This is a genomic window from Pseudomonas sp. Q11 (assembly GCF_024494355.1).
In the GTDB taxonomy this organism is placed as follows: Bacteria; Pseudomonadota; Gammaproteobacteria; order Pseudomonadales; family Pseudomonadaceae; genus Aquipseudomonas; species Aquipseudomonas hefeiensis.
Map to the genome: position 1 here is coordinate 13,779 of NZ_JAKNQY010000024.1, position 25,861 is coordinate 39,639.

The following is a 25,861-nucleotide window of genomic DNA, read 5'->3' on the forward strand; positions in this document are numbered from 1 at the left end:
TCAGGTAACATGTTTGGGAGCTGATCCACCGCTATCGCGAGCAGGCTCGCTCCCACAGGGGTTTCAGGGTGTGTCAGGTTGACTGGCCGGGTGGGCTTGCTGGAACGCTGGATGCGCGGCCGCCAGCGCCGCAACGCGACGGATCCGTGGATACGCCTCCAGGGAAACATTGAACCGCTCGGCCGCGTACAACTGCGGGATCAGATACACGTCCGCGACCCCGGGTGTCGTGCCGAAGCAGAAACCGTCATCCCCAATCAACTGCTCCACCGCCGCCAGCCCCTGGCTGATCCAATGCCCGATCCACTGTGCCACCTGCCTTTCATCGTGGCCCCACTGCCGCAGCATGTTGAGCACGCTGACGTTGTGCAGCGGATGAATATCACAACCGATCAACGCCGCGACGCCCCGCTCCCGGGCACGAAGCGCCAGGTCCGCGTTGAGCAGCGGCACCTGTGGATAACGTTCCTCCAGGTACTCGATGATCGCGGGTGACTGCACCAGCAACGTGCCTTCATCGGTACGCAGCGCTGGAACCCGGCCTTGAGGGTTGAGCGCCAGGTAAGCCGGCTGACGATGCTCGCCCCCAGGCACAGCGATCAGGTTGACCGGCAAGGCCTGGTAATCCAGACATTTTAGCGCCAGGGCAATGCGCACCCGGTAGGAAGAAGTGGAGCGGTAGTAAGTGTAGAGTTCCATGCCTTGTCCCTCACCGCGCCGGCAGGATCTTGCCCCGGCATTCGCCGAAGCCGATGGACGCAACACCTTCGCGGCTGCAACGGGCCCGCAGGATGATCTCGTCACCGTCCTCCAGGAATTTGCGTACTTCGCCAGAAGCCAGTTCGATTGGTTTTTTACCACCCTCGGTGATTTCCAGCAGGCTGCCGAACTGACCGCTCTCAGGCCCCGACAAGGTCCCCGAGCCGAACAGGTCACCGGCCTGCAACTGGCAACCATTGACGCTGTGGTGGGCGACCATCTGCGCCACGGTCCAGTACATGTACCGGGTGTTGCTCAACGTCAGGCGGTGGGCCGGCAGGTTCTGCTCGCGCATGGCTTCGGTCAGCAGCAGGACTTCCAGTTCGATGTCGAACGCCCCACCGGCCTGGTCACGCTCGTCCAGCAGATACGGCAATGGCTGCGGATCGCCTGCCGGGCGCGCCGGTTGCGGGCGACGGAAGGGTTCGAGGGCTTCGGCTGTCACCACCCACGGCGAAATACTGGTCAGGAAGCTTTTGGACAGAAAGGGCCCCAGCGGCTGGTATTCCCAGGCCTGGATATCCCGGGCCGACCAGTCGTTGAGCAGGCAGAAACCGCCGATGTGCTCGGCGGCATCACCGATGGCGATGGCGTCGCCCAGTGCGTTGCCCTTGCCGATCCAGATGCCCAGTTCCAGTTCATAGTCCAGCCGCGCGCACGGGCCAAAGGTCGGCTCGCTCTGGCCGGCAGGCAGCGTCTGGCCCTTGGGGCGGCGCACGTCGGTGCCGGACGGGCGAATGGTCGAGGCACGCCCGTGATAACCGATGGGCACGTACTTGTAGTTGGGCAACAGCGGATTGTCGGGACGGAACAACTTGCCGACGTTTTGCGCGTGTTCGATACCTACGTAGAAGTCGGTGTAGTCGTTGATTTTTGCCGGCAGGTGCATCTGGCAGTCGGCGGCGAGAACCAGCAGCTTCGCACCCTGGGCCTGGATCTGGTCCCGCAACGGGCTGTCTTCGCGCAGCAGGTCCAGCAGCCGTTGGCGCAAGGCCACCCGAGCATCGCGCCCCAGCTCGAAGAACGCATTCAACTGCCCGCCACTCATGGCTTCAACAGCGGTGCGCGCGGCGCCGTCAAACAGGCCCGCCTGCAGCGCGGCCTGCAAATCGAAAATCTGTTCGCCTATGGCCACGCCGCTACGGGGGCTGTCGCCTTGCACGCTGAATACACCCAGCGGCAGGTTTTGCAACGGGAAGTCGGCATGGCCGTTGGCGGAGGCAACCCAGCTACGGGTAGGGGAAACGTGAGTCATGGGTTATCTCCGGGTCGGGTCGAAGGTGACCGGCAGCGAGGCCCAGCAGGCGTCGTAGTCAGTTTGCAATTGTGGGCAATCCAGGGCGAAACGGCTCGGTCGCAGCACTTGGCTGGTCTCGAACATGAAGGCCATGGTGTTGTCGATTTTCACGGGTTCAAGCGCAGCATTGATGGCCTTGGTGCAGGTTTCGCCGTCCGGGCCATGGGCACTCATGCAGCTGTGCAAGGACGCACCGCCCGGCAGGAAACCTTCGGCCTTGGCATCATAGGCGCCCTGGATCAACCCCATGAACTCGTTCATCAGGTTGCGGTGAAACCACGGCGGACGGAAGGTGTTTTCAGCCACCATCCAGCGCGGCGGGAAGATCACGAAGTCGAGATTGGCCAATCCGTGGACGCTGGTGGGTGACGTCAATACGGTGAAAATCGAGGGGTCCGGATGGTCGAAGCTGACCGTGCCGATGGTGTTGAAACGGCGCAGGTCATATTTGTATGGCACGTTGTTGCCATGCCAGGCCACCACATCGAAGGGCGAATGATCCAGTTCACACCCCCACAACTCACCGAGGAATTTCTGCACCAGCGTGGTCGGGCGGGCAAGGTTCTCGTAATGAGCGACCGGCGCCAGAAAATCCCGTGGGTTGGCCAGGCCGTTGCTGCCGATCGGCCCGAGGTCCGGCAGGCGCAACGGCGCGCCATGATTTTCGGCAATATAGCCGCGGGCTTGTGGATCAAGCAGCTCGACGCGAAATTTCAAGCCCCGGGGGATTACGGCAATTTCCAGTGGCGCCAGTTCCAGCATGCCCAGTTCGGTGACGATGCGCAGCCGTCCCAGTTGCGGCACGATCAGCCATTCCCCGTCAGCATTGAAGAACACTCGTTCCATGGAACGGTTGGCGCGGTAATGGTAGAGGCTGATGCCGGCCGGTTTGTCCGAGCCGGCATTGGCCGCCATGCGCACCAGCCCATCGATGAAATCGGTCGGCTCGACGGGGATATCCAACGGGTTCCAGCGCAGCCGATTGGGCGTGACCTCGCCCAGAGGACCGCCCGCTATCTGATGTTCAAGCTTGATGAAGGCCGGATGATTGGCCGACGGCCGGATGCGATACATCCAGGTACGCCGCGCTTCGCTGCGAACCATGGTGAAGGCAGTGCCGGAGAATAATTCGGCATAGAGACCGTAAGGGGCTTTCTGCGGGGAGTTCTGGCCAACGGGCAAGGCGCCGGGCAGCGCCTCACTGGCAAATTCATTGCCAAAGCCTGACTGATAAGCCAGGTCCGACACTGTGGAATCGAGGGTCATGGAGCCTCCTGAACACAGGACTGGGTACGGCCTCGTCGTTTCACGAAGAAACGTCAGGCGCACAAGTTATTTTTATCGTAATTCAATTACGCATAACGTAATTTGCTCGACAGCGACCGTCAAGCTATAAAGACGCCCATTCGCCTCTGGACTCTGCGCCTCCATGGAAACCCCGCTCAGCAACGGTAAACAGAAAGTCCGCTCGGCCGAAGTCGGCACCGACATCCTCAAGGCCCTGGCCGAGCTGTCGCCCTCCACGTCGCTGTCGCGCCTGGCCGAACACGTGCAGATGCCGGCGAGCAAGGTTCATCGATACCTGCAGGCCTTGATCGCCAGCGGCTTCGCTGAACAGAACACCTCCACCAACCACTACGGCCTCGGGCGCGAAGCCTTGCGCGTGGGCCTGGCGGCGTTGAACGGCATGGACGTGTTGCAAGTGGCCGCCCTGCCCTTGGCCGAACTGCGCGATGACTTGAACGAAACCTGTTTCCTGGCGGTGTGGGGCAATCACGGCGCCACCGTCGTACGGATCGAACCCGCCGTACGGGCAGTGACCGTGGTGACGCAACTGGGGTCGGTATTGCCGCTGCTCAGCTCGTCCACGGGGCTGGTGTTCAGCGCCTACCTACCGACGCGCGAAACGATCGGCTTGCGCGAACAGGAGGTGAGCGCTTCCACCGCCCACGCCCTGGCCGATGACCAGGCCTATGCCGCCCTGTGTCAGCAGATCCGCAGTCGCGGCTTGCATCATGTGCATGGCTTGCTGATGCCCGGAGTGGATGCCTTGTCAGCCCCGGTATTCAATGCCGTCGGCCAAGTGACGGCGGTGATGACCATTGTCGGCCCGACCTCCCTGTTCCATGCCGATGAGAGCGGCCCGGCGGCGCAACGACTGCTGGCGGCGACCCGGGCCGTGAGCTGGCGGATGGGGTATGAAGCAGGCTCAGATCAGCAAACGGGACAATCCTGATCACGCCATCATTGATGTGAGCGGTGGTACGTTGCGGGGGCAGGTAATCATCTTGCCCGCTGGGAATTCTTTATCGCATAACGCCCATGACTTTGGCCTTGGCGACCGCCTGCGTGCGCCGTTGGACGCCTAACTTGCTGTGTATCCGCCGCGAATGGGTTTTTACCGTGTGCAAGGATATGAACAACCGTTCGGCAATCTGCTGATTTGAATAGCCCTGCGCAATGAGCTCCAGCACTTCCAGTTCCCGATGACTCAACAACGTGTCTTCGCCTGCCACCACCGGCTGCTCGATGTGCTCAGCCGATTGCGCCCAGCACAACAGATCAGACCGGCGCGAGCGTAACTCGCACAAGGCTTGCTCGGCCCGCCAACAGGCAACTCGCTTGAGTCCCTCTTGCACGAGCGAGCGCGCCTGGGAGCGATCAGCGGACAGCCAGACGACTTCAGCCAATGCCAGATACAACTCGGTCTCCAGGCCATGCATTTCACAGTGCTGTGCCCGGGCGATCATTGTCTTGAGTTGAGCTTGCGGATCTTGTGCCCGATGCAGGTAGACCTCGGTAAGCACCAGCAGGTACTCAAGTCTCGGAATCAACTCAAGGGTCGCAGGAGGCGCATGCTTGGCCTGCGGCCCGCGAAAGTGACGCAAGACCCGGGTCAAGGCTTCATGGGCCAGCTCCGGACGGCCTTGTTGCAGCCAGAACTGGCAACTGGTTTGCAACAGCACGCCACGGTACACCGTGTCGGGGATGTGCCGCTGTTGCATGATCCGCTCGGCATCGCGCAGTTGCAGGAAAGCCTCGCCATAGTCGCCGCTATTGGCCGCCAGGATGGCCTTGCCGAGAAAGCCATAAAGCACTTGTTTGTCCTGGCAAAGCAGCCCCGTTTCCAGGCCTGCTTGAAACTGCTCGGCAGCCCGCTCGGCAAACCCCATGCGCAATGCCAGGCGACCACGGCGCAGGGCAATACGCCCCAGCAACGCAGAAAAGTCCTGCCCCGGCTTATCGAGCAACGCCTGAACCGCGCACAACAGATGGTCGGCCCGGTGAGGAGCGCCGCGTTGCTCCAGTATTTGAGCGTGATCCAGTTCCAGCAACCCCTCGAAGACCAGCGATCCTTGGGCACGCGCCAGGCATAGCGCCTGACGGTTGATCCATTGGGCAGACGCCAGTTCACCTTTGAGCAGCGCCTGCTGTGTCAGCCCCAACAGGCACAACAGTTGTAAGGCCCAGGCCTCTGGGTCCAGGCTCGCCTGGGCCTGGAGCAAGTGCTCGCGCGCCTGTTCGCCATCTCCCGAAAGGTGCAACAGCCAGCCCCGCAGAACCTGCCACCGGGCCAGCAGTTGTCGCTGCAGGCAGGCCGAAGGTTGCGGCATGAACCGGGCCAGTTGTTCGATGCACGCCGATGCCTGATCGAAGCGTCCGGCGAACAGCAACGACGCCGTGACCAACCCCACCGATTGCGGTGTGCCGAGTGTCAGCGCTTCACCTTGTTGATCATGCAACTTGAGCAATAGCGTCACGTTGCTGCGCTGCAATACGTGTTCAAAATTCAGATGTTGCAGGAAACTGACGGCAGCCTCGAACTCTTGCGCTTGCATGGCCTGCTCGAATGCCATTTGCCAATCCTGCTCGGCGGCAAACCACTGGCAAGCCCGGCGATGCCAGGAACGTCCCTGCGGCCAGGGCTCGTCACGCACCAGTCGGGCCAGGGCCGGGAAAATCTGCAACCAATCCGAAGATTGCTCCCACGGTTCGATGAAACAGCCCAGGTCCAGCAACAAGGGCAGGCATTCGGCGCCCACCGTGTCACCAAACAGATGCTCGCAGAGCCGGGCATTGAAGCGGGGCAGATGCGCCAGCACGCGCCAGGCCTGCGCCAGGTCCGGGGTCAGCGTACTGAACAACTCATACTCAAGGTAATCATGCAGGGTCCCGGGCCGCCCCGGCGACGCGTGGCTGCGCGCCCATTCACAACGTTCAAGCAGGGCGATGCGCACCCCGGCACACCAACCGCCACTGCGCTGTATCACCTCGCGAGCGGTACGAGCACCCTGGGGACCGGGCAGATGTTTGAGCAACTGCTGGACATCGTCATGGGTGAAGACCAGTGCCTGGGCATCGAATTCATGCAGTTCATCATCCAGTAGCAGGCGCGGCCAGTTACAGTGAGGACGGCGGCGACCATTCAACCAAAGGTGCAGCGCCGGACTGCTGATGCTCAACAGACGATCGAGAAACTGGTCCAGCTCGGGATTGGGTACTCGGCAATAATCATCCAGGAACAGCCAGGTCGGCGCTTGCAAGCCCGCCAGGTGAGCCAACAGCCCCTCTTCATCCAGCAGCGGCAGCCCGAGGGTCTGCGCCAGACGCTCGCACATTTGCGCCGCGTCCAGCGTCGCGCCCCCCAACGGCAGCCAATGCAACCGGCACCCGGCGGGCGCCTGCAGGAAACATTCAGCGAACAACGCACTCTTGCCACTGCCCGCCGGTGCGCAAAGCAGTTTTACCCGCGCCTCGGAGGCCAGCAAGGGCTCGCTCAAGACCTTGCGCGGCACATGGGTCGAAGACAGCCGGGGCAGTAATCCAGGACGGTCCGGGCACGGGGTCATGGCGGTCATGTGCGAAGTCCTGTTTATTATTGTTTCATCACCCTAGTCCTGTGGCGCTCACCTTTGGAGAAGTATTCAGCGCGCTGATTGGCGCCCATAAAAAAAGACCGGCAAATCGATTGCCGGTCATCACGATTATCTAAAGTCAGGCTCAATTCAGTGGGAGCATGGCTTGCCCGCGATGGCCGCGCCGCGGTTCAACAATTGAACCGCGTTATCGTTCATCGCGGGCAAGCCATGCTCCCACAGATAAAACCTCTCGCCACAGTGACAAAGCTGCCAGAACTAACGAACCCCACTCGAGCGCAGCGCCGCTGGCGTGAAGTCCGCAGCCCTGGCTTGGAAACCGTACTCGTAGCTGCGCTTCTCTTCGTTCTTCATCCCCAACGCAATGTAGCGGCCGGCGATGATGTCGTAGAGTGCCTCAAGGGTGTAGCCCGGGTTCTGGTTGGCGTAGTAGAACTGGGCATGACCTTCGGCCACCCGCCACAGTTGACCACGACCGTCGTAGTGGTCCACCAGCGCCGCCTGCCAGCTATCCTCATCGAAATACATGTGGCGCTTGGCGTAGATGTGACGTTCGTTTGGCTTGACCGTACCGACCACTTCCCAGACCCGATGCAACTCATAGCGGGTCAGATCCTGGTTGATGTGGCCGGCCTTGATCACGTCGTCGTACTTGAGGCTGGGGGAATCAAGTTTGTAGCTGTTGTAGGGGATGTACATTTCCTTCTTCCCCACCAACTTCCAGTCGTAGCGGTCCGGCGCCCCCGAGAACAGGTCGAAGTTATCGGAAGTACGTAACCCGTCGGCGGCGGTGCCCGGACCGTCGTAAGCCACTTGCGGGGCGCGACGCACACGGCGCTGGCCGGCGTTGTAGATCCAGGCCAGGCGCGGCTCCTTCACCTGGTCAAGCGTTTCATGCACCAGCAGCACGTTACCGGCCAGACGCGCCGGCGCGGTGACCGACTGTTTGAAATAGGTCAGCACGTTGCTGGCCTTTTCCGGATCGGCGTCTTTGATCAGAAACGGCACGGCAATCTCTTCTTCAAAGCGGATCGGTGTGAAGCTGCCGTTGGTTTGCGGGGTAGCCTGGGTGATGATGCGCCGCACGTTGCCGCCGTGATAGCGGGTGACGTGGTTCCACAGCACTTCCACACCGCTCTTGGGGATCGGGAATGCGTAATAACGGTTACCGGTGAAATTGGCCAGGCCGTTGCCGTCATTGATGGTGGTTACGTTGAGGGCGCTGCGCTTGGCCGACTCGTAGATCTCGGGCGGTAGCGAGACGCTACGATGGGTCGGATAGACCGGAATCTTGTAGGTTTGCGGATAGCGCTTGAACATCGCGATCTGACCTTCGGAAAGCTTGTCCTTGTACTTGTCCACGGTCTCGGCGGTGATGGTGAACAGCGGTTTTTCACCGGCAAAGGGATCGGCCAAAAAGCCTTTGCTGTCCACCGCCCCGGCGTCTTTGGCGATGCCACCGGTCCAGGCCGGAATCGAGCCATCGGCATTGCCTGCCATTTCCGCGCCCAGCGGCGTGAGGCTGGTGCCCAGTTTGTTCGCTTCATCCGGCGAAACCGCCGCCATCACGTTCGCGGCCAGCAGGCTCAGGGCCAGGGCGCCGCATTGCAGAATCATCTTGCGCATTGGTTTTTCCTTGTCAGCCAGATCAGAAGTTCACGCCAAAGCTCAACGCGAGGAAGTCGCGGTCTTCGAGAACGTTGTAGTCGCCGCCGAAAAAGTCGGTGTAACTCAGGCTGGCGGTGTAGGTGTTGCGGTAGTCGGCATCGACACCGACGCTGATGGCCTTGGCGCCTTCGTTGAACAGGCCGTTGGGGCCGTAGCCGGCGACGTCATGGGACCAGGAGACGTTGGGCTTGAAGTTGATACCGGCAACGACGTTTGAGTAGTCAAGAATCGCCCGGGCGCGATAGCCCCAGGAGGTCGAGGTAACGAAACCGTCGGTGTCACCGCCAAACCCGTACTGGCCGTACACCGAGTCACGGCCATAACGCAGCTTGTCCTTGGATTCCAGCCCACCCACATGCACCACCGCAGCCTCGCCTACCAGGGTCAGGCGATCGGCGCCCATGACCTGATCAACGAAGTGCGTCAGGGTGCTCTGGATCTGGGTCAATTCCTTACGACGGTAACCGGTGTTGTCGGCCCCGGGCGAGGTCGCGATGGGCGACGCCGCGCCACCGGCAATCGGGTTGACCAGCGCCAGGGTCAGGTCATTGGTGTTGAGTTGCACCGGCGCGTTGGGACGGTAGCTGATTTCCCCGGTCCACGCGGTGCCGGTAGGCAGCGTGGTGGCGAAGCTGGCACCGTACAGACGGATGTCCTCGGGGTACTCAAGGTAATACTGACCACGCCCCAACATCACGCTTTGCGCCAGGCCGGCACCGCTGCCAGGGGCCAGTCCTTCTGCAATCGCGACCATTCCCGGCAGCGCCGACAACGTAGACAGGCCGGCGGTGGTGGTGCCCACGGTTGGCGTGCGGCTGTGGTAATTCATGAAGTACAGGCCGTACTCGGTGTCATCGCCGAGCCAGCGCAGTGCGGTGCCCCACTGCCCGGAGTCACGGGCGTCGCGGTCGCCGCCACGGGAAATGATCACCCCTTCACTGGAGACCTCAATGCCCTGGCCGAACGCCTCCGTCAACGGCTGGAACGGCGCAATCGCCGGGCTGCCCACGGTGTAGCCGCTGGTGCAGCCATCGGCTACCACGTCGTTGCCGAAGAAAGTGCCGCAGTTATCGACGACCGTCTGGTCCCACTCCAGTTGGTAGAAACCTTCGATGGTGAGCTTGTCGGTCAAGCCCTGGGAGGCGAACAGCATGTTCACCGGGATCAGGCCTTCCTTGATCTCGGCACCCGGACGGCGGAACGCGGAGACATCCACCGGGTTGATGCTGTTGATGGAGTTGCCGATGAAGGTACTTTCACCCCAACTGACCACCTGCTTGCCCGCACGCACCGTACCCGGCAAGTCGGCGATGGAATAATTGTGATAGACAAACGCATCGAGAAGCTGCGCCCCTGACGACTTGGAGCCTTCCTTGCGGTTGCTGTCGCTGATGTCCTTGAACGGGCGGCTTTCGTCCTTGAGTTCGAAGTCATACCAATACTTGCCGCGCACGAACACGCCAGTATCACCATACTTGAGTTCGAGATCGTGCAGGCCTTTGAATATCTTGGAGAAGGTCTCGCCCTTCTTGAAGTTCAGCCGCCCATCGTCACCGGTGGAAGACTGCCCCGTACCGCCGTTGACGCTGCCGACCAAATCCTTGTCGGCATCGCGCATGCCCCAGCTCGCGCCCACGGACAACGAGGAGTCGAACTGCCCCTCGATCTCGCCAATATTGAATGAAACGGCCTGCGCCTGGGCAGAGCAACCCAAGGCCACCGCGACGGCCAGCGCCTGCGGCTTGAAGATGGCGCGCATTGTTATTGTTGTCATGCGTCTTCCCCGGTGAGTGACAGAGCCTTCACCCTACTGCCGCACGACATGGGCGATAAGCGCACCAAGGAGGTATTCGCGCCGTACCCCGAAAGGATTACAGGCCATGGGATACGGGGCTTTGCGCCGGGCATGGACGCACTGGATGATGGGTTATCAGCGCCGCGCATGGTCATCGGGACCTTTAAACTGTTGCGCGCCCTGCAACGGTGCATGTTCGGATCCGGGCTGTTTCCCCGGATGCCCAATCCCTATGCTGACCGGGCTTTCAGGGCAACGGGCCTGCAGGTACAAGCCGCCATCGCGTCCCTCGCGACCGGCGCACCGTCATTCGGATGGATTGGCGCATCGGTCCATCACCTCCCGTGTTCACTGACGTTGGTTTTTTGCTCCTTTGCAACGTCATTTTCAGGCCGCTGCTTTTTGCAGCGGCCTTTTTTATGTCGGTTGATTTCCTGCGTGAAACTTCTCGATTCCTACAACATGGTCGGAATCTCTCACCTGCCCAGTCTATGCAATCGAACTTATAGTCTTTTTCGTCGCCTTGATGGTGACGAAATAAATGTACATGCACGGCTGCAAACAGTGAATGTCGGCAGGGGCGTTTAGAACACACGTATCAAAAAGAAAATCAACACACCACAAACAACGCATACATCTGGGCAGTGAGATTTACAATATCGACAACATCACCGCAATGACGTCTAGGCGACACATCAAAAACCACCGAAAACGCAAACACTGAGCAAATCGAGAAAGCGATATGTATCTTCTCTACCCTAGCGACCCATTTGATAAAAAACGTCCTGATGAGCAGTACGCTGAAGAGTACGAAGCGGCAATGACTGCCGGATTGAGGACTGTGCTGTTCTCTTTTGAAGATTTCGAAACAGACCTTTTCAGGACTTCCGCGCCCCTCACGCCCGGAGACTCGGTTTTGTATCGCGGGTGGATGCTGACACCCGACGCGTATGCTGCTTTGGTTAACCAGCTACGCAACAAGGGCGTCATTGAAGTGACCAACGCTACGCAATACCGACACTGTCATCACTTGCCGCAGTGGTATCCGTTGTTGGTTGCTTACACAAGCGAAACGGTGATGCTGGACAGCGATGCAAATTTCACTCAGGCACTCGAAGGCCTGCAATGGCCAGGCTACTTCGTCAAGGACTACGTAAAGTCACTTAACACCGGTGGTGGCAGCCTGGTGGACACTCCCGAAGGCATAGCACCGCTTGTTAAAAAGATGCGCCAGTATCGAGGTCAGATTGAAGGCGGTATCTGCGTCAGACGACGAGAAGACTACCTCGACGAAACCGAGCGTCGCTACTTTGTACTCCACGGACAGGCCTATGGCGCCACCGGTGAGGTGCCTGAATTGGTGACCGAATGCGCAGGGCTGATCGACAGTCCGTTTTTCTCGATCGACGTAGTGCTCAGGTCAGACGGTGTACTGCGAGTGGTCGAACTGGGTGACGGTCAGGTGTCAGACCGCAAGGAATGGTCCGCCGAACGCTTTGCCCGGATGTTGAGCCGTGCGGGATAGGTTGGAAAAAGATATGCCTGATTTCATTAACTCATTCACAACACCCGTCGCTGCCTTTTTTTGACAGCGGTTTTTATTGAACATCAAAAAGACTACTTATCACTGCCACCCACCAATTCCCAAACTTTCTAAAGCCTGTTCCTACAACAAAGCAGGAAGCCAACTACGCGCCCATAAAAAATTCACTGTTAGGCTGAAACTCAGTTGCGGCATTCTGCTCCGATTAAAACCTCAGTGAGTCTTCCATGACACTTATTAACTACAACAGTTATCGCTCAAAAAAAAGTTTTAATAACCGAGTTCGCTTTCTAGTCTTTCATTACACCGCCACGAACTTTTCATCCTCCATCAACGCACTGACCGGCCCTTCCGTCAGCGCCCACTACCTCATCCCGGACTTCACCGACCCGAGTTACTTGAAAGCAGGTTTCCAGGAACCGCAGATTTTCAATCTGGTCGACGAGAACCAACGTGCCTGGCACGCGGGTATGAGCAGTTGGGGTGGCCGCACGAATCTGAACGACACCTCAATCGGTGTTGAAATCGTCAACCTGGCCAGCGATAACCACGGGCAATTTACCTTCCCGCCTTATCAGCCCCAGCAAGTCGAGGCGATCGAATACCTGGCGTTGAACATCCTCAAGCGCTATCCAGAAATCAACCCGGTCAACGTCGTGGGGCATTCGGACATTGCTGCTGGCAGAAAAAGCGATCCCGGCCCGATGTTCCCCTGGCACGCGCTGTATCTGAAGGGCATCGGCGCCTGGTTCGATGAACCCACGCAGAAGGCGTACACCCGCGCCTACCAATGCAACGGCCTGCCGACTCGCGAGCAACTGCTCTGCTTGTTCCGCAAATATGGCTATGACACGTCGGCGGCCGCCACAAGTGCGGGTTTTCAGCGTTTGGTGCGGGCCTTTCAACTGCACTTTCGTCCGGCGACATATGACGGTGTGATGGACATCGAGACCGCCGCGAACCTGGCGGCGCTGGTGAAGAAATACGTCCCCTGACCACCGTTGTCGCGTGTGACGGCAACGGGTCGGGGCCGCAAGGTCAAACGGTGTAGCGTTGCAAATTCGCCATCATTTCCTTCAAGGTCTCAAGGTTGTCATTCGGGTGTACCGCACCCTCGAAATCACAGATCTGCTGCCAGTGGGCCGCGACGTCTTCGGGCGAGAAGCCTTTGCTTGGATCGAAGCCGGCACCCAGGCTGCGCTCCCAACGCACTTTGCCCATCCAGCCGCCGCCCACTTCGAACAACCCGGAGGTTTCCTGGCAGGTCTCGCTGGCCAGGTACACCACCAACGGGCTGACGAGTTCAGGCTTGAGCTGTTCGAACACCTGTGGCGGGATCAGGCCTTCGGTCATGCGGGTACCGCCGGTGGGGGCGATGGCATTGACCAGAATATTGTTCTTGCGGCCTTCGATGGCCAGGGTACGCGTCAGGCCATAAAGGCCAAGCTTGGCCATGCCGTAGTTGGATTGGCCGAAGTTGCCGTAGATGCCGGACGTAGAGGCCGTAAAAATCACCCGCCCGTAGTTTTGCTCACGCAAATGAGGCCAGGCGGCGCGGGTGACTTTGTAGGCACCCTCGACATGGACGCGGTAGACCAGGTCCCAGTCGGCGTCATCCATTTTGTGGAAGGTCTTGTCGCGCAGGATACCGGCGTTGTTGACCACTACATCGACCCTACCGAACGCATCAAGGGCATTCTGTACCAGTTTGTCGCCATCGGTGACGGAGTCGTGGCTCGCCTCGGCAATGCCGCCGGCTTGGCGAATTTCAGCGACCACCCGATCCGCCGCCGAGGCGTTGGCCCCTTCTCCCTGGGCAGAGCCGCCGAGGTCGTTGACCAGCACTTTGGCCCCTTGCCTGGCGAACAACAGGGCATGGGCACGCCCCAGACCACCGCCGGCTCCCGTGACGATCACGACTTTATCTTCGAAGCGCACAGATTCACTCATGGGCAGAACTCCAGCAGGCAATAGGACAATGCCCCGAGTGTCGGGCACAGGGCGGCCGGTCACAATCAACAGGGTTGAGAGTGAATGGTGGGCAATAAGGTGGGGGGATGATGCGAACTGGACCAGCTTGGGGGAACAACGGTCCTCATCAGGGGGCGGGACCGAGTCGCTGCTATCGCGAGCAGGCTCGCTCCCACACGGGTCTGCAGGGCTTTATGAGCAGACCACCTGCCTGACCGGCGCGGCCATGTTTTCGCGAAACTCCAGGTAATGCTTGAGTACCTGCACCGGGGCTTCGGTGTGTGGGTAGTGGCCGATGTCGGGCAGCAGTACGGTGTCAGGGTTGGGGACCAGCGCCTCATAGCGCGCCACCATGTGCTCACCGGAAATCGGATCGACCGCGCCATCGATCACCCGCAACGGCACCTCGTCGCGCTGCATGGCCTGCACCCAGCGGTCTCGCTGCACACGCCGCTCGGGAATATAGGCGATGAGTTTGTGCATGATCCGCGGTCCGTTATGGGTTTCGACCAAGCTCCAGTAATCGTCCAGTTCGCTTTCGCTCGGGCCGGTCCTGGGGCCAAATATCTGGCGAAAACTCTTGACCAGGCCCTCTCGGGAAAAAGCCCGGCCGAGTAACCAGCCCAAGGGACTGAGCAACAGTTTTTGCATCAGCACCGGATGATGGGTTTCGGGGAACAGGCCGCCGTTGAGAAAGACACAACTGGCGATTTCGATACGCGCTTCGTAGTGACGGGCGATCAGTTCCTGAGCCACGCTGTCACCATAGTCATGGGCCAGCACATGCACCGCTTGCTTCACATTCAAATGGGCCAGCAATGCCTGCTGCAGGTCAGCCTGCTCCAACAGGCTGTAGACATGATCCGTCGGCTTGGCCGAGTCGCCAAAACCGAGCATGTCGCAGGCGATCACCCGATAACGCTGCGCCAGCGGCTGCCACAAGTAATGCCAGTCCCAACTGGCGGTGGGGAAACCATGGATCAGCAACAACGGCTCGCCGTGCCCCGCCACCCAATACCGGATAGCGTGGCCTCGGAACATCATTGTCTGGCCGCGCTGGCGCCAAATACGCAGGGGAATCTGGACGAGAGGCATCAGCTTCTATAACCCGAATCTTGTTGATCGAGTTTGCGCAGCAACGCCGGCCATGCCAGCGCGCCTCCCATGCCTTGGGCGCTTTTGGTCACCCCGGCAATCATCGCCCGGGCGCCAGCCAGTATCTGCGGCTCGATGGCGATCAGTTCAGCCCCACCATTGTGCGCCAGGACCTGGATATCACAGGCTCGCTGGAAGGTGAACATCATCAGGAAGGTGTCGGCGATGGTGCCGCCGCAGGTCAGCAGACCGTGGTTGTGCAGCATCAGGAAATTACTGTCGCCCAGATCCGCTTGCAGGCGAGCCTTCTCTTCGTGGTTGAGGGCCACACCTTCATAGGCGTGATACGCCAGACTGGACAATACAAACAACGATTGCTGGCTGATGGGCAACACACCCTGCTTCTGTGCCGACACGGCGACCCCGGCCGCCGTGTGGGTATGCAGCACACACACCACATCGTGCCGCACCTCATGCACCGCGCTGTGGATGGTATAGCCGGCCGGATTGATCTCGTAGGGGCTGTCCATCAGCTTGTTGCCGGCCTGATCGACCTTGACCAGGCTCGACGCGGTGACTTCATGAAACATCAACCCGAACGGGTTGATCAAAAAATCATCGGTACCGGGAACCTTGGCGGAGATATGCGTGAAAATCAGGTCATCCCAGCCATGCAAGGCGACAAGCCGGTAACAGGCGGCAAGATCGACGCGGGTTTGCCATTCGGCGGCACTGACCTGATCTTTGATGCTGAGTGTCGATGGGACGGGCGCTACGCTCACGGCTCTGACCTCTGGCTTTCTAGTTATAGGAACTTGCTCTGAAACAGTCATGAACAAGCTAACCAGTCTAGTCAGCTCCAGCCGGGCCGGTAGTTGCATTGGCAGCCAGCTTACTGGCCGAGCGAGTCATCAACGCGGTGGCCTGTACCCCACCATTGCATCAACCCCGCAACGCGTTGATCAACTCCTCCAGCCAGGGTTCGGCATCGGTTTCCGGGGTAACGCTTTCGCTGGCATCCAGACGCAACATGGGCAATACCTCACGCACGCCCAGCTCAGCGAACAACTCACGCATCTGTTCACCACCGCCGCAGAAAGTATCGCCATAGCTGGCATCGCCCAGGCCTATTACGGCGCCGGGCAAGTCACGAAACGCGGCAGGCAATTGGTCGCGAATCGTCGAATATAACGGCATCAAGTTGTCCGGCAACTCTCCCATTCCCGTCGTGGAAGTCACGGCCAGCAAGGCCGTCGGGGCGAACGCCTGAATGTCCGCCAGGCTTGCACGGGGGTTGTGCAGCGTTTCGAAACCCGCTTCACCGAGCAGTTTGGCGGCGTGCCGGGCGACTTCTTCGGCGGTCCCATAGACGGAGCCCGAAAGGATGGCGACTTTCATCAATCTGATCCTGAACCTGAATAAAAGAGCCGCGATAGTAACAGGCTCATACGTAACGCTGCGATTGACTCTCAACAACCAATAATGGCCAGTGGACATCGCGCCAGGTTCTTCTAAAATGCAGCGCACACCGGATGCTCAAGGAGTGTCATCCATGATTAACGCTCAATTGATGCAACTGGTCATCAACGCCTCGAACGACGGCATCGTCATCGCTGAAAAAGAAGGCGACGAAGACAATATCCTGATCTACGTAAACCCGGCTTTCGAACGGCTGACTGGCTACAGCAGCGACGAGATCCTTTATCAGGATTGCCGTTTCCTGCAGTCGGGGGATCGCGACCAGCCGGCCCTGGACCAGATCCGCGCGGCCCTGAAGCAGAGTGGTGCCTGCCGGGAGATACTGCGCAACTACCGCAAGGACGGCAGCGCGTTCTGGAACGAGTTGTCTCTGTCGACGGTAAAAAACGAGGCTGACGGACGCACTTATTTCATTGGCGTGCAAAAAGACGTGACGGCGCAGGTCAAGGCTCAGCAGCGCGTCACCCAGCTGGAAAAGGAATTGGCCGAAGCGAGGGCAACCATCGCCCGGCTCGAAGCGACGAACGGCGAAAACAAAACGGCGAATTAGCGGTCAGTCACTACAATCACCAGTGAAAATGTACATATTCATTTCGAGCACACCATGCAGCGCGACGCCCTACTGACTCAGGATGAATTGGATTTCATCCGGACCATGCAGCACAACCCGCAGTTGAACGAGCGGGATGTAACGTCGAGCTTGCTGGTAAACGGCGGGTCACAGATCCGTGATTTGCTGACGCGCCTGGCGGCTAACGAGCAGGTCACGCTGCACGCTAATTTCGAAAACCAGCAAATGACTTTTCCGTTGCATCTGGTGGAAGACGAATTCCACGCGATGCACTTGCGCCTGGGCGTGCCCAGTATCTACGAAGACGGGCCGAAGATTCGTCCATGGCGTCTGACCCTTGACGAGCCGGTGGCCCTGGAAAATGCCAGAGGCCAGCCGGGTCCGCTCTGGGTCCATGAGGTGTCCTGCAAAGGTATCCTGCTGGAAAACCGCAGTCGCACCAAGCCACCAAAGCAATTTGCCTTGTGGTTCAGCCCGTCAGGTTATGAAAGGATTTCCCTGCGCGGCACGCTGGAACGGGAAACCGATCAGGGACTGTACGCCTACCATCTGAGCCAGAATGACGAGGATGAGACCGAACGCCTGCGCCAATACATCCTTCAGCAACACCGTCTGACCCATCCGGCCATGCATATCTAGCGCGCTGCCTCACCAGCCGCTCGTCAGGTATCCAGATTACCCGCCAACAGTTGTCGCAACCTCTGGTACATCAACGTCCCTTCACTGCCCAGGCAACCGATCGACGACCCCGCCAGGCTGTCCTGGAGCAGATCGGACGCGTCACCGGCCAGCATGAGCGGGCAATCCAGGCCCATAGCCAGTTTGCTCAGGCGCTTGGGTAGCTCGGGAAGCGGCGCATGATTGGAGACCAGCACCAGCGCCAACGGCTGGATCTTCTGGCACACCAGGGTCAGTTCGTCGAATGGCAGCCCAATGGTCAACACCCTGACGCCGACTTCCGCCTTGGAGACGAACAGCGCCGTGACCAGCAACTCCAGCTCTCGACATTGACCGACAATGCCAACAACCAACACGCGCCGCGACTGGGCTTCGCGCTTGAGCAAGAGTCGCTGGATGATGCGTGATCGCAGGAACCCATCGAAAAACACCCATTCGCTGGTTTGTCCGAACTCCTGCTGGCGTTGCTGCAACTGTCGCCAGATCGGCATCAGGATGTCCTGGAATACGATCGGCACGGCGTAGGTGGAAAATATCTGCCCGTAGAGACGGTCCAGCTCTATATCGTCAAAGTTGCCAACCGCGTCCGCCACTTGTTGTTGCCACTGGGCGTAATCGGCCTTTACCAGATCTGGGGAAATAAGCGTGGAGACCGGCTGCACCGACGCGGTCTTGGTTAGAATCTTTCCCACTTTGCTCACTGCCACCCCGCGTTCGATCCAGGCGAGGATGCTGCGCACCTTTTCGATGTCGCCCAAGGAGTACAAGCGATGCCCGCTTTCGGTGCGAGTGGGCTGGATCAGACCGTAGCGACGCTCCCATGCGCGCAAGGTCACGGGGTTCACGCCGGTCAGCCGTGCTACTTCGCGGATCGGGAACAGTTCCTCCTGCTTCAAGGCAGTGGATGCCTGGAAAACGAAGTTATCCTCGGTGATTACGCTCATTTTGGCAGACAATTCCGGCTGGCAAATTGGATCCCAGTGTACTCCCTCTGCGTCATAGGATGACAAGAACAAACACAGCCGATGCGCGATTTTGTTGCTTTTCGCTCAATATGGAATAAACCTTGCCTGCTTTTTTGGCGAATGGACGCTACCACCACCCGGGGGCGTTCCCGCGAATCTCCTACCCGGAGTACCGCACCTGTTTTACGGAGATACATAATGTCTACCTCACCCGTCACCCTGATGGTTGCCCGCCGTGTCGCCAATGGGCGCTATCAGGATCTGATCGCCTGGTTGCGCGAAGGCGAACAATTGGCCACCGACTTTCCCGGCTACCTGGGCTCCGGCGTGCTCGCGCCACCGCCCCAAGACGATGAATTCCAGATTATTTTCCGTTTTGCCGACGAGCGGACCCTGCATGCCTGGGAGCACTCTGCCTCGCGCACGGCCTGGCTGGGACGAGGCAGCGATCTGTTTGCCCATCCTTCGGAGCACAGGGTGCGGGGTATCGATGGTTGGTTCGGCGCCAGTGGTCAACGTCCACCGCGCTGGAAACAGGCCGTGGCCATCTGGCTCGCGTTCTTTCCAGTGTCGCTGCTGTTCAACTTCCTGCTGGGACCGTTGCTCAGTGAGCTGGGGATGGTGAGCCGCGTGTTGATCAGCACACTGATTCTGACGCCGCTGATGGTCTATCTGTTTATCCCGATGTCGACTCACCTGCTGGCGGGTTGGTTGAACGGTGCAGCGCCCAAAGCACTGCCAACCAAGCCGGCTACGCAGAATCAGTGATGCTGCGTAGTCTTCGCCGATCGCAAAGTTCGGCTTCAGCAGTGATTTGCGTGCTCGCGAAGGAGGCCTGTCAGTCGACATCCGCTTGACCGACACACCGTTTTCGCGGGCAAGTCCGCTCCCACAGAGTCGTCGCTGCCCCGCGTGGCTGTTATAGTTTTGCGATTGCCGTGAACCGAGCCGTCCTATGCCCAGCGCCACCGCTCCGATCCTGATCACCGGCGCTGCCCAGCGCGTCGGCTTGCATTGCGCCCATCGATTGCTCGAAGACGGTCACCCGGTGATCGCCACCTACCGCACCGAGCGCCCGGGCGTGCAGGCGTTGCGGGATATGGGGGCGATCGTACTGTTCGCTGACTTTTCCAGTGAAACAGGGATTTTGGCCTTCATTGAGCAGCTCAAGCAGCACACCGACCGATTACGGGCCATTGTGCACAACGCCTCAGCGTGGCTGGCCGAGGCGCCAGGCAATGAAGCGGCAGCGTTCAATGCCATGTTCGCCGTACACATGCTCGCGCCCTATCTGATCAACCTGCATTGTGCCGAACTGCTGCAGCGTTCAACCCCGGCAGATATCGTGCACATCAGCGATGACGTCACGCGCAAGGGCAGCAGCAAGCATATCGCCTATTGCGCCACCAAGGCCGGGCTCGAAAGCCTGACCCTGTCGTTCGCGGCGAAGTACGCGCCGCACATCAAGGTCAACACAATTGCCCCGGCCCTGCTACTGTTCAATCCCGAAGACGACGCGGCTTACCGCGCCAAGGCCCTGGCCAAGTCCGCGCTGGGCATCGAGCCCGGCAGCGAAGTGATCTATCAGAGCCTGCGTTATCTGCTGGACAACCCCTATGTCACCGGCACGACCCTGACCGTCAACGGCGGACGGCACGTCAAATAGTCTTGCTTCGAGGATGCACCATGGCGCTATCGCCCCAGAATTATCGCGAGATCCTCATCGGCCTGGGCGAAGACCCGGAACGCGAAGGCCTGCTGGATACTCCGGTGCGCGCAGCCAAGGCCATGCAGTACCTTTGTCACGGCTATGAACAGAGCGTTGAACAAATCGTCAACGGCGCCCTGTTCGCCTCCGACAGCGATGAAATGGTGATCGTCGCCGACATCGAACTCTATTCTCTGTGCGAACATCACCTGTTGCCCTTCATCGGCAAGGCTCATGTGGCTTATATTCCTACGGGCAAGGTCCTGGGGCTGTCGAAGATTGCCCGGCTGGTGGACATGTTCGCCCGCCGCCTGCAAATCCAGGAAAACCTCACCCGGCAAATTGCCGATGCGGTGCAGCAAGTTACCCAGGCCGCCGGCGTTGCAGTGGTGATCGAAGCCCAGCACATGTGCATGATGATGCGCGGTGTCGAAAAACAGAACTCGACCATGAACACCTCGGTGATGCTCGGCGTTTTTCGCGAGTCCAGCACCACCCGCCAGGAGTTCCTGCAATTGATTCGACGGAGCAAGTAAATGTCACAACTTCAACCGGCCATGGCGCGCATCAAGGTCAAGGACCTGCGCTTGCGCACTTTCATCGGCATCAACGAGGACGAAATCCTCAACAAGCAGGATGTGCTGATCAATCTGACCATCCTCTACGCGGCCCAGGATGCGGTGCGCGACAACGACATCGACCACGCACTGAACTACCGCACCATCACCAAGGCGATCATCGCCCACGTGGAAGGCAACCGCTTCGCCCTGCTCGAACGCCTGACCCAGGAACTGCTCGATCTGGTCATGGCCAACGAATCGGTGCTGCATGCCGAAGTCGAGGTCGACAAGCCCCACGCCTTGCGATTTGCCGAGTCGGTGTCGATTACTTTAGCTGCAAGCCGGGCTCCTTCGTAGCAGCTACAAGCCTCAAGCTGTAAGCTTCAAGCCTGACCACCGCAAACCCACTCTTGCAGCTTGAAGCTTGCCCCTTGAAGCTGTCTCGCAGAGACCACCATGAACGACCAACAACGCCTCGAACTTGAAGCCGCCGCTTTCCGTCGGCTGGTAGCCCACCTGGACAGCCGCAAGGATGTGCAGAACATCGACTTGATGAACCTCGCCGGCTTCTGCCGCAACTGCCTGTCCAAGTGGTACAAGGCAGCAGCCGATGAACGTCAGATCGAGGTCAGCCTCGATGACGCCCGCGAAGTGGTCTACGGCATGCCCTACGCCGAGTGGAAAGCCCAATACCAGCAAGAAGCCAGCGCCGAACAGCAAGCAGCGTTTGCCAAAGGAAAACCCGATGCCTGACCTGAACACCCTGCGCGCCAGCCTCAAGAGCGGCGAACATATTTTTGCCGACACCCTGGCGTTTATCTCCAACGGCTACGACTACCAGCCTCTGCCTTTTAAAAACGGTGACGTCGACAACGCCGCCGGGCAGAACGAAGGCTCTTGCAAGGCCCTCGGCCTGGCCCTGCTCGAAGGCTTGAGCGATGAAGAAGCCCTGCTGGCGTTTGGCGAACATTACCGGTCGGTACTGGCCACGCCTGAAGGCAGCGATCACGGCAATATCCGCGCGTTGATGACCCATGGTTTGGCTGGCGTGAAGTTCGGGGCGCAGCCGTTGCGGCGGCGCTGATCCAACGCGCCTCCCCTCTGTGCCGAGGTCCGCTTTTCTGTGGCGAGGGAGCTTGCTCCCGCTGGGCTACGAAGTAGCCCCCAGACGGCCCCTGCATGTGAACTGATGCACCAGGCGTGCTGATTTGGGACTGCTGCGCAGTCCAGCGGGAGCAAGCTCCCTCGCCACAGAAACAGTTCTCGCCAGACTCACTGATCTCACATCCCGACTTTTAAGATTGACCCGGCAACTTTATTTCGTTTGCCGGCCACCTCTGCTCGCGGCTTAGATAAAGGGAATCTTTCCTTCGTCCGAGCCGTCATCCATGAACAGCGAAACCATCAGCCAGTCGATTTCCATCGTGCATCCCGTCAGCCTCAGCCACGGCAAAAATGCCGAGGTCTGGGACACCGATGGCAAACGCTACATCGATTTCGTGGGTGGCATCGGCGTGTTGAACCTCGGTCACTGCCATCCTCGCATTGTCGAAGCCATCCGCGAACAGGCGACCCGACTGACGCATTACGCCTTCAACGCCGCCCCGCACGCGCCCTACATCGAACTAATGGAACGCCTGGCAGCGTTTGTTCCGGTGGATTACCCGGTCAGCGGCATGCTCACCAACAGTGGCGCCGAAGCCGCGGAAAACGCCTTGAAGATCGTACGCGGCGCCACGGGCCGCACCGCCGTCATCGCCTTTGACGGCGGTTTCCACGGCAGAACCCTGGCCACCCTCAACCTCAACGGCAAAGTCGCACCCTACAAACAGAAAGTCGGCGTATTGCCCGGCCCGGTCTATCACCTGCCCTACCCCAGCAAGGACAACGGTGTCACCTGCGAAGAGGCGTTGAAGGCCATGGAGCGGTTGTTCAGCGTCGAGATCGACGTGAATGACGTCGCGTGTTTCATCGTCGAACCGGTGCAGGGCGAAGCCGGTTTCCTGCCGATGGATGTTCCGTTCGCCCAGGCCCTGCGAAGGTTCTGCGACGAAAAGGGCATTGTGTTGATCATCGATGAAATCCAGTCCGGCTTCGGCCGCACCGGCCAGCGCTTTGCGTTCTCGCGACTGGGCATCGAGCCGGACCTGATCCTGCTGGGTAAAAGCATTGCCGGCGGCGTCCCCCTGGGCGCCGTGGTGGGGCGCAAGTCGCTGCTGGACAATCTGCCCAAAGGCGGCCTGGGCGGCACTTACTCAGGCAACCCCATCGCCTGCGCCGCCGCATTGGCAACCCTGGAGGAAATGACCGACGCAAACCTGCAAGCCTGGGGCACGCAACAGGAAGAGGCGATTGTCAGCCGCTACGAGTCATGGCGCAGCCGCGGGCTGTCACCTTACCTGGGCCGCCTGACCGGCGTCGGCGCGATGCGCGGCATCGAACTGGCCCATGCCAACGGCAGCCCGGCCTCGGCACAATTGACGCAATTGCTGGCCTTGGCGCGGGAGTCTGGTTTGTTGCTGATGCCCAGCGGCAAGTCCCGACACATCATTCGACTGCTGGCGCCACTGACGACCGAGTCGGCGGTGTTGGAGGAAGGGTTGGATATTCTGGGAGCTTGCCTGGCGAAGCTGTCTTAAAGTGCAGCTCTTCTGACCACACAAAAAATCTGTGGGAGCGAGCCTGCTCGCGATTCGGTGGCACATCCAACACTGATGCAAGCTGACCCGGCGCCATCGCGAGCAGGCTCGCTCCCACAGGGGGTTTGTGGCGAACAAAACATCTTGTCCACTGAACAGAAAAATCCCGCGCATAAAAAACCGGCCGAAGCCGGTTTTTTATACCAGTTGAATCAGAACGAAGCGTTCTGCAGACCGTCCAGGTAACGCTCGGTGTCCAAGGCTGCCATGCAACCGGCACCCGCCGAGGTAATCGCCTGGCGGTAGACGTGGTCGGCCACGTCGCCGGCCGCGAAAATGCCTTCCACGCTGGTGGCGGTGGCGTTGCCTTCACGGCCGCCCTTGACCACCAGGTAGCCATCCTTGAGTTCCAGCTGGCCTTCGAACAGCGAGGTGTTCGGTGTGTGGCCGATGGCGATGAATACGCCGTCGACTTTGATCTCGTCAAAGCTGCCGTCGTTGTTCTTCAGACGGGCACCGGTCACGCCCATGTTGTCACCCAGCACTTCGTCCAGGGTCGCGTTGAGTTTGAGGATGATCTTGCCTTCAGCCACACGGGCATTGAGCTTGTCGATCAGGATCTTCTCGGCGCGGAAGGTTTCGCGACGATGGATCAGGGTGACCGTGCTGGCAATGTTGGCCAGGTACAGGGCTTCCTCAACGGCGGTGTTGCCGCCACCGACTACGGCCACTGGTTTGTTGCGGTAGAAGAAACCGTCGCAAGTGGCGCAGGCGGAAACGCCTTTGCCCATGAACGCTTCTTCCGACGGCAGGCCCAAGTAACGAGCGCTGGCGCCGGTTGCAATGATCAGGGCATCGCAGGTGTAGGTCGCGCTGTCGCCGGTCAGGGTGTACGGCTTGGCGGCGAAGTCCACGGCATTGATGTGGTCGAAAACGATCTCGGTCTCGAAGCGCTCGGCATGCTCTTTCATGCGCTCCATCAACACCGGGCCGGTCAGGCCGTGGACATCGCCCGGCCAGTTATCGACTTCAGTGGTGGTGGTCAATTGACCGCCGGCCTGCATGCCGGTGATCAGCAGTGGCTTGAGGTTGGCACGGGCCGCATACACCGCAGCGCTGTAACCGGCAGGGCCGGAACCGAGAATAATCACTCGCGAATGACGCACTTCAGACATGACCTGCTCCTGTTGACCGGACCTGACGGACCGGGACGCCGGATGAGCGGCGCGAATAAAAAGGGACTGTTGACGCACTTGGGGAAGGCTTTGGTTCGACAGTCCTGAAAAAGAATGGGTGCAGCGTATCGAGGGAGCGAAGATTAAGGAAATACGGTTTAACAATCCAGCTCATAGGTGAGCTCTATCCGTATCGGTCAGCTCAATAAACTCGGCAAACGTTGTTACACGCCATGTCGATGCTTTCCCGAGCCCGGCAAAGCCGGTATGGTCGGCGCGTTCATCTTCGCTCGGAGCCTCCTATGCCCGCCCCCGTCCTGTCCGGCCCGCAATATTTGCGAGAAGGCCTCAAACTGGTCTTAAGCCCGGGTCTGCGATTGTTTGTACTGTTGCCATTGATGATCAACCTGGTGCTGTTCGTCGGATTGATCTACCTGGCCGGCCATCAGTTCAGCCTATGGGTCGACACGCTGATGCCGTCGTTACCGGATTGGCTGAGCTTTCTCAACTATGTCCTGTGGCCGCTGTTCGTAGTGCTTGTGGTGCTGATGGTGTTTTTCACCTTCACCATGCTTGCCAATATCATTGCCGCGCCGTTCAACGGTTTTCTCGCGGAGAAAGTCGAAGTGGTCATCCGTGGCAGCGACGACTTCCCGGCCTTCAGTTGGAGTGAGTTGATCGCCATGATCCCGCGCACCCTGGCCCGGGAGGCACGCAAGCTTGGCTATTTCCTGCCTCGCGCCTTGGGACTGTTGGTGCTGTCCTTCATTCCGGTGATCAATATCGTGGCCGCGCCGTTGTGGCTGCTGTTCGGGGTCTGGATGATGGCGATCCAGTACATCGACTACCCGGCGGACAACCATAAGCTGGGCTGGAACGAAATGCTCGCCTGGCTGCGGGAAAAACGCTGGCAGAGCCTGGGCTTTGGCGGCAGCGTGTACCTGGTGCTGCTGATCCCGGTGGTCAACATCCTGATGATGCCGGCGGCCGTGGCCGGGGCGACCTTGTTCTGGGTCCGCGAGCAAGGCGCCGAGACCGCGTTGGCCCGGCAAGGCTGACCGGTCACAAATCCATCATCCAA

26 protein-coding genes are annotated in these 25,861 nt (G+C 59.6%); 14 read left to right on the forward strand and 12 right to left on the reverse strand.

Annotated elements, in window-relative coordinates:
* Positions 1-63: 63 nt before the first annotated feature.
* From maiA to hmgA, 3 genes are read right to left on the reverse strand one after another with little or no spacing between them, the layout of a single operon-like run.
* The gene (maiA, locus tag MA884_RS21650) at positions 64-699 is read right to left on the reverse strand and encodes a maleylacetoacetate isomerase (protein WP_256232433.1); all 636 of its coding nucleotides are present in this window, start codon (positions 697-699) and stop codon (positions 64-66) included.
* Between the two features lie 10 nt (positions 700-709).
* A complete protein-coding gene (fahA, locus tag MA884_RS21655) occupies positions 710-2,014 on the reverse strand; it encodes a fumarylacetoacetase (protein ID WP_256232434.1) in 1,305 nt (434 codons plus the stop codon).
* A gap of 3 nt (positions 2,015-2,017) precedes the next feature.
* Complete coding sequence (gene hmgA / locus MA884_RS21660) at positions 2,018-3,322, reverse strand: homogentisate 1,2-dioxygenase (protein ID WP_256232435.1); 1,305 nt, start codon at positions 3,320-3,322, stop codon at positions 2,018-2,020.
* Positions 3,323-3,485: 163 nt separating this feature from the next.
* On the opposite strand from hmgA, the gene MA884_RS21665 reads away from it, so the two are divergent.
* Entirely contained in the window at positions 3,486-4,292 is an 807-nt protein-coding gene (locus MA884_RS21665) for an IclR family transcriptional regulator (protein WP_256232436.1), read from the forward strand.
* Between the two features lie 70 nt (positions 4,293-4,362).
* Here the strand turns inward: MA884_RS21665 and MA884_RS21670 are convergent, their stop codons facing one another.
* The 3 genes from MA884_RS21670 to MA884_RS21680 all read right to left on the reverse strand — a co-directional run bounded on the left by MA884_RS21670 (position 4,363) and on the right by MA884_RS21680 (position 10,375).
* Complete coding sequence (locus MA884_RS21670; protein WP_256232437.1) at positions 4,363-6,915, reverse strand: LuxR C-terminal-related transcriptional regulator; 2,553 nt, start codon at positions 6,913-6,915, stop codon at positions 4,363-4,365.
* A 276-nt stretch (positions 6,916-7,191) separates the two neighbouring features.
* Positions 7,192-8,559, reverse strand: coding sequence for a DUF1329 domain-containing protein (locus tag MA884_RS21675; protein ID WP_256232438.1), 1,368 nt, complete (start codon positions 8,557-8,559; stop codon positions 7,192-7,194).
* Between the two features lie 22 nt (positions 8,560-8,581).
* Positions 8,582-10,375, reverse strand: a complete 1,794-nt coding sequence (locus MA884_RS21680; protein ID WP_256232439.1) for a DUF1302 domain-containing protein — start codon at positions 10,373-10,375, stop codon at positions 8,582-8,584.
* A 589-nt stretch (positions 10,376-10,964) separates the two neighbouring features.
* On the opposite strand from MA884_RS21680, the gene MA884_RS28090 reads away from it, so the two are divergent.
* The 3 genes from MA884_RS28090 (at position 10,965) to MA884_RS21690 (ending at position 12,934) form a co-directional block, all read left to right on the forward strand.
* On the forward strand, positions 10,965-11,120 hold the full coding sequence (locus tag MA884_RS28090) for a hypothetical protein (RefSeq protein WP_371134798.1): 156 nt from the start codon (positions 10,965-10,967) through the stop codon (positions 11,118-11,120).
* A gap of 18 nt (positions 11,121-11,138) precedes the next feature.
* A complete protein-coding gene (locus MA884_RS21685; protein ID WP_256232440.1) occupies positions 11,139-11,921 on the forward strand; it encodes an ATP-grasp domain-containing protein in 783 nt (260 codons plus the stop codon).
* Between the two features lie 245 nt (positions 11,922-12,166).
* Positions 12,167-12,934 (forward strand): N-acetylmuramoyl-L-alanine amidase, encoded by a 768-nt coding sequence (locus MA884_RS21690; RefSeq protein WP_256232441.1) that lies wholly within the window; start codon positions 12,167-12,169, stop codon positions 12,932-12,934.
* Positions 12,935-12,977: 43 nt separating this feature from the next.
* Here the strand turns inward: MA884_RS21690 and MA884_RS21695 are convergent, their stop codons facing one another.
* The 4 genes from MA884_RS21695 to MA884_RS21710 all read right to left on the reverse strand — a co-directional run bounded on the left by MA884_RS21695 (position 12,978) and on the right by MA884_RS21710 (position 16,403).
* On the reverse strand, positions 12,978-13,889 hold the full coding sequence (locus tag MA884_RS21695; RefSeq protein ID WP_256232442.1) for an SDR family oxidoreductase: 912 nt from the start codon (positions 13,887-13,889) through the stop codon (positions 12,978-12,980).
* Positions 13,890-14,102: 213 nt separating this feature from the next.
* Positions 14,103-15,005, reverse strand: a complete 903-nt coding sequence (locus MA884_RS21700; protein WP_256232443.1) for an alpha/beta fold hydrolase — start codon at positions 15,003-15,005, stop codon at positions 14,103-14,105.
* Positions 15,005-15,787: a class II aldolase/adducin family protein gene (locus tag MA884_RS21705; RefSeq protein ID WP_256232444.1), complete on the reverse strand. Its 783-nt coding sequence runs from the start codon at positions 15,785-15,787 to the stop codon at positions 15,005-15,007. Before MA884_RS21705 ends, MA884_RS21700 begins: the two co-directional genes overlap by 1 nt.
* Positions 15,788-15,947: 160 nt before the next feature.
* On the reverse strand, positions 15,948-16,403 hold the full coding sequence (locus MA884_RS21710) for a flavodoxin (protein ID WP_256232445.1): 456 nt from the start codon (positions 16,401-16,403) through the stop codon (positions 15,948-15,950).
* Positions 16,404-16,557: 154 nt separating this feature from the next.
* Here MA884_RS21710 and MA884_RS21715 point away from each other — a divergent pair, with 154 nt between their 5' ends.
* Together MA884_RS21715 and MA884_RS21720 are read left to right on the forward strand one after the other, a co-directional pair.
* The gene (locus MA884_RS21715) at positions 16,558-17,034 is read left to right on the forward strand and encodes a PAS domain-containing protein (RefSeq protein WP_256232446.1); all 477 of its coding nucleotides are present in this window, start codon (positions 16,558-16,560) and stop codon (positions 17,032-17,034) included.
* A 54-nt stretch (positions 17,035-17,088) separates the two neighbouring features.
* The gene (locus MA884_RS21720) at positions 17,089-17,694 is read left to right on the forward strand and encodes a hypothetical protein (protein WP_256232447.1); all 606 of its coding nucleotides are present in this window, start codon (positions 17,089-17,091) and stop codon (positions 17,692-17,694) included.
* Positions 17,695-17,717: 23 nt separating this feature from the next.
* Here the strand turns inward: MA884_RS21720 and MA884_RS21725 are convergent, their stop codons facing one another.
* Complete coding sequence (locus MA884_RS21725; protein WP_256232448.1) at positions 17,718-18,677, reverse strand: MerR family transcriptional regulator; 960 nt, start codon at positions 18,675-18,677, stop codon at positions 17,718-17,720.
* A gap of 219 nt (positions 18,678-18,896) precedes the next feature.
* Between MA884_RS21725 and MA884_RS21730 the strand changes: the two genes are divergently transcribed.
* The 7 genes from MA884_RS21730 to MA884_RS21760 all read left to right on the forward strand — a co-directional run bounded on the left by MA884_RS21730 (position 18,897) and on the right by MA884_RS21760 (position 23,605).
* Positions 18,897-19,466: an antibiotic biosynthesis monooxygenase gene (locus tag MA884_RS21730; RefSeq protein WP_256232449.1), complete on the forward strand. Its 570-nt coding sequence runs from the start codon at positions 18,897-18,899 to the stop codon at positions 19,464-19,466.
* Positions 19,467-19,653: 187 nt separating this feature from the next.
* Entirely contained in the window at positions 19,654-20,364 is a 711-nt protein-coding gene (gene folM / locus MA884_RS21735) for a dihydromonapterin reductase (RefSeq protein ID WP_256232450.1), read from the forward strand.
* 20 nt (positions 20,365-20,384) lie between these two features.
* Positions 20,385-20,942 (forward strand): GTP cyclohydrolase I FolE, encoded by a 558-nt coding sequence (gene folE / locus MA884_RS21740; RefSeq protein ID WP_047228635.1) that lies wholly within the window; start codon positions 20,385-20,387, stop codon positions 20,940-20,942.
* A complete protein-coding gene (gene folX / locus MA884_RS21745; RefSeq protein WP_256232451.1) occupies positions 20,943-21,323 on the forward strand; it encodes a dihydroneopterin triphosphate 2'-epimerase in 381 nt (126 codons plus the stop codon).
* Positions 21,324-21,422: 99 nt separating this feature from the next.
* Positions 21,423-21,719, forward strand: coding sequence for a DUF1244 domain-containing protein (locus MA884_RS21750; RefSeq protein WP_076383573.1), 297 nt, complete (start codon positions 21,423-21,425; stop codon positions 21,717-21,719).
* Entirely contained in the window at positions 21,712-22,050 is a 339-nt protein-coding gene (locus MA884_RS21755) for a HopJ type III effector protein (protein ID WP_256232452.1), read from the forward strand. Before MA884_RS21750 ends, MA884_RS21755 begins: the two co-directional genes overlap by 8 nt.
* Before the next feature lie 304 nt (positions 22,051-22,354).
* On the forward strand, positions 22,355-23,605 hold the full coding sequence (locus MA884_RS21760) for an aspartate aminotransferase family protein (RefSeq protein WP_256232453.1): 1,251 nt from the start codon (positions 22,355-22,357) through the stop codon (positions 23,603-23,605).
* 212 nt (positions 23,606-23,817) lie between these two features.
* On the opposite strand, the gene trxB is transcribed toward MA884_RS21760, so the two are convergent.
* On the reverse strand, positions 23,818-24,780 hold the full coding sequence (gene trxB / locus MA884_RS21765; protein WP_256232454.1) for a thioredoxin-disulfide reductase: 963 nt from the start codon (positions 24,778-24,780) through the stop codon (positions 23,818-23,820).
* A gap of 302 nt (positions 24,781-25,082) precedes the next feature.
* On the opposite strand from trxB, the gene cysZ reads away from it, so the two are divergent.
* On the forward strand, positions 25,083-25,838 hold the full coding sequence (gene cysZ / locus MA884_RS21770; RefSeq protein WP_256232455.1) for a sulfate transporter CysZ: 756 nt from the start codon (positions 25,083-25,085) through the stop codon (positions 25,836-25,838).
* Positions 25,839-25,861: the final 23 nt, after the last annotated feature.

Excerpts from the sequence above, each read along its gene's own strand:
- MA884_RS21755 (WP_256232452.1), top strand. The coding sequence starts at position 21,712 with ATGCCTGACCTGAACACCCTGCGCGCCAGCCTCAAGAGCGGCGAACAT.
- MA884_RS21700 (WP_256232443.1), bottom strand. The coding sequence starts at position 15,005 with ATGCCTCTCGTCCAGATTCCCCTGCGTATTTGGCGCCAGCGCGGCCAG.
- folX (WP_256232451.1), top strand. The coding sequence starts at position 20,943 with ATGTCACAACTTCAACCGGCCATGGCGCGCATCAAGGTCAAGGACCTG.
- fahA (WP_256232434.1), bottom strand. The coding sequence starts at position 2,014 with ATGACTCACGTTTCCCCTACCCGTAGCTGGGTTGCCTCCGCCAACGGC.
- MA884_RS21690 (WP_256232441.1), top strand. The coding sequence starts at position 12,167 with ATGACACTTATTAACTACAACAGTTATCGCTCAAAAAAAAGTTTTAAT.
- MA884_RS21695 (WP_256232442.1), bottom strand. The coding sequence starts at position 13,889 with ATGAGTGAATCTGTGCGCTTCGAAGATAAAGTCGTGATCGTCACGGGA.
- MA884_RS21715 (WP_256232446.1), top strand. The coding sequence starts at position 16,558 with ATGATTAACGCTCAATTGATGCAACTGGTCATCAACGCCTCGAACGAC.
- MA884_RS21725 (WP_256232448.1), bottom strand. The coding sequence starts at position 18,677 with ATGAGCGTAATCACCGAGGATAACTTCGTTTTCCAGGCATCCACTGCC.
- folM (WP_256232450.1), top strand. The coding sequence starts at position 19,654 with ATGCCCAGCGCCACCGCTCCGATCCTGATCACCGGCGCTGCCCAGCGC.
- folE (WP_047228635.1), top strand. The coding sequence starts at position 20,385 with ATGGCGCTATCGCCCCAGAATTATCGCGAGATCCTCATCGGCCTGGGC.
- maiA (WP_256232433.1), bottom strand. The coding sequence starts at position 699 with ATGGAACTCTACACTTACTACCGCTCCACTTCTTCCTACCGGGTGCGC.
- MA884_RS21760 (WP_256232453.1), top strand. The coding sequence starts at position 22,355 with ATGAACAGCGAAACCATCAGCCAGTCGATTTCCATCGTGCATCCCGTC.
- MA884_RS21665 (WP_256232436.1), top strand. The coding sequence starts at position 3,486 with ATGGAAACCCCGCTCAGCAACGGTAAACAGAAAGTCCGCTCGGCCGAA.
- MA884_RS21750 (WP_076383573.1), top strand. The coding sequence starts at position 21,423 with ATGAACGACCAACAACGCCTCGAACTTGAAGCCGCCGCTTTCCGTCGG.
- MA884_RS21710 (WP_256232445.1), bottom strand. The coding sequence starts at position 16,403 with ATGAAAGTCGCCATCCTTTCGGGCTCCGTCTATGGGACCGCCGAAGAA.
- MA884_RS28090 (WP_371134798.1), top strand. The coding sequence starts at position 10,965 with ATGTCGGCAGGGGCGTTTAGAACACACGTATCAAAAAGAAAATCAACA.
- MA884_RS21675 (WP_256232438.1), bottom strand. The coding sequence starts at position 8,559 with ATGCGCAAGATGATTCTGCAATGCGGCGCCCTGGCCCTGAGCCTGCTG.
- MA884_RS21685 (WP_256232440.1), top strand. The coding sequence starts at position 11,139 with ATGTATCTTCTCTACCCTAGCGACCCATTTGATAAAAAACGTCCTGAT.
- cysZ (WP_256232455.1), top strand. The coding sequence starts at position 25,083 with ATGCCCGCCCCCGTCCTGTCCGGCCCGCAATATTTGCGAGAAGGCCTC.
- MA884_RS21670 (WP_256232437.1), bottom strand. The coding sequence starts at position 6,915 with ATGACCGCCATGACCCCGTGCCCGGACCGTCCTGGATTACTGCCCCGG.
- MA884_RS21680 (WP_256232439.1), bottom strand. The coding sequence starts at position 10,375 with ATGACAACAATAACAATGCGCGCCATCTTCAAGCCGCAGGCGCTGGCC.
- MA884_RS21730 (WP_256232449.1), top strand. The coding sequence starts at position 18,897 with ATGTCTACCTCACCCGTCACCCTGATGGTTGCCCGCCGTGTCGCCAAT.
- MA884_RS21720 (WP_256232447.1), top strand. The coding sequence starts at position 17,089 with ATGCAGCGCGACGCCCTACTGACTCAGGATGAATTGGATTTCATCCGG.
- hmgA (WP_256232435.1), bottom strand. The coding sequence starts at position 3,322 with ATGACCCTCGATTCCACAGTGTCGGACCTGGCTTATCAGTCAGGCTTT.
- trxB (WP_256232454.1), bottom strand. The coding sequence starts at position 24,780 with ATGTCTGAAGTGCGTCATTCGCGAGTGATTATTCTCGGTTCCGGCCCT.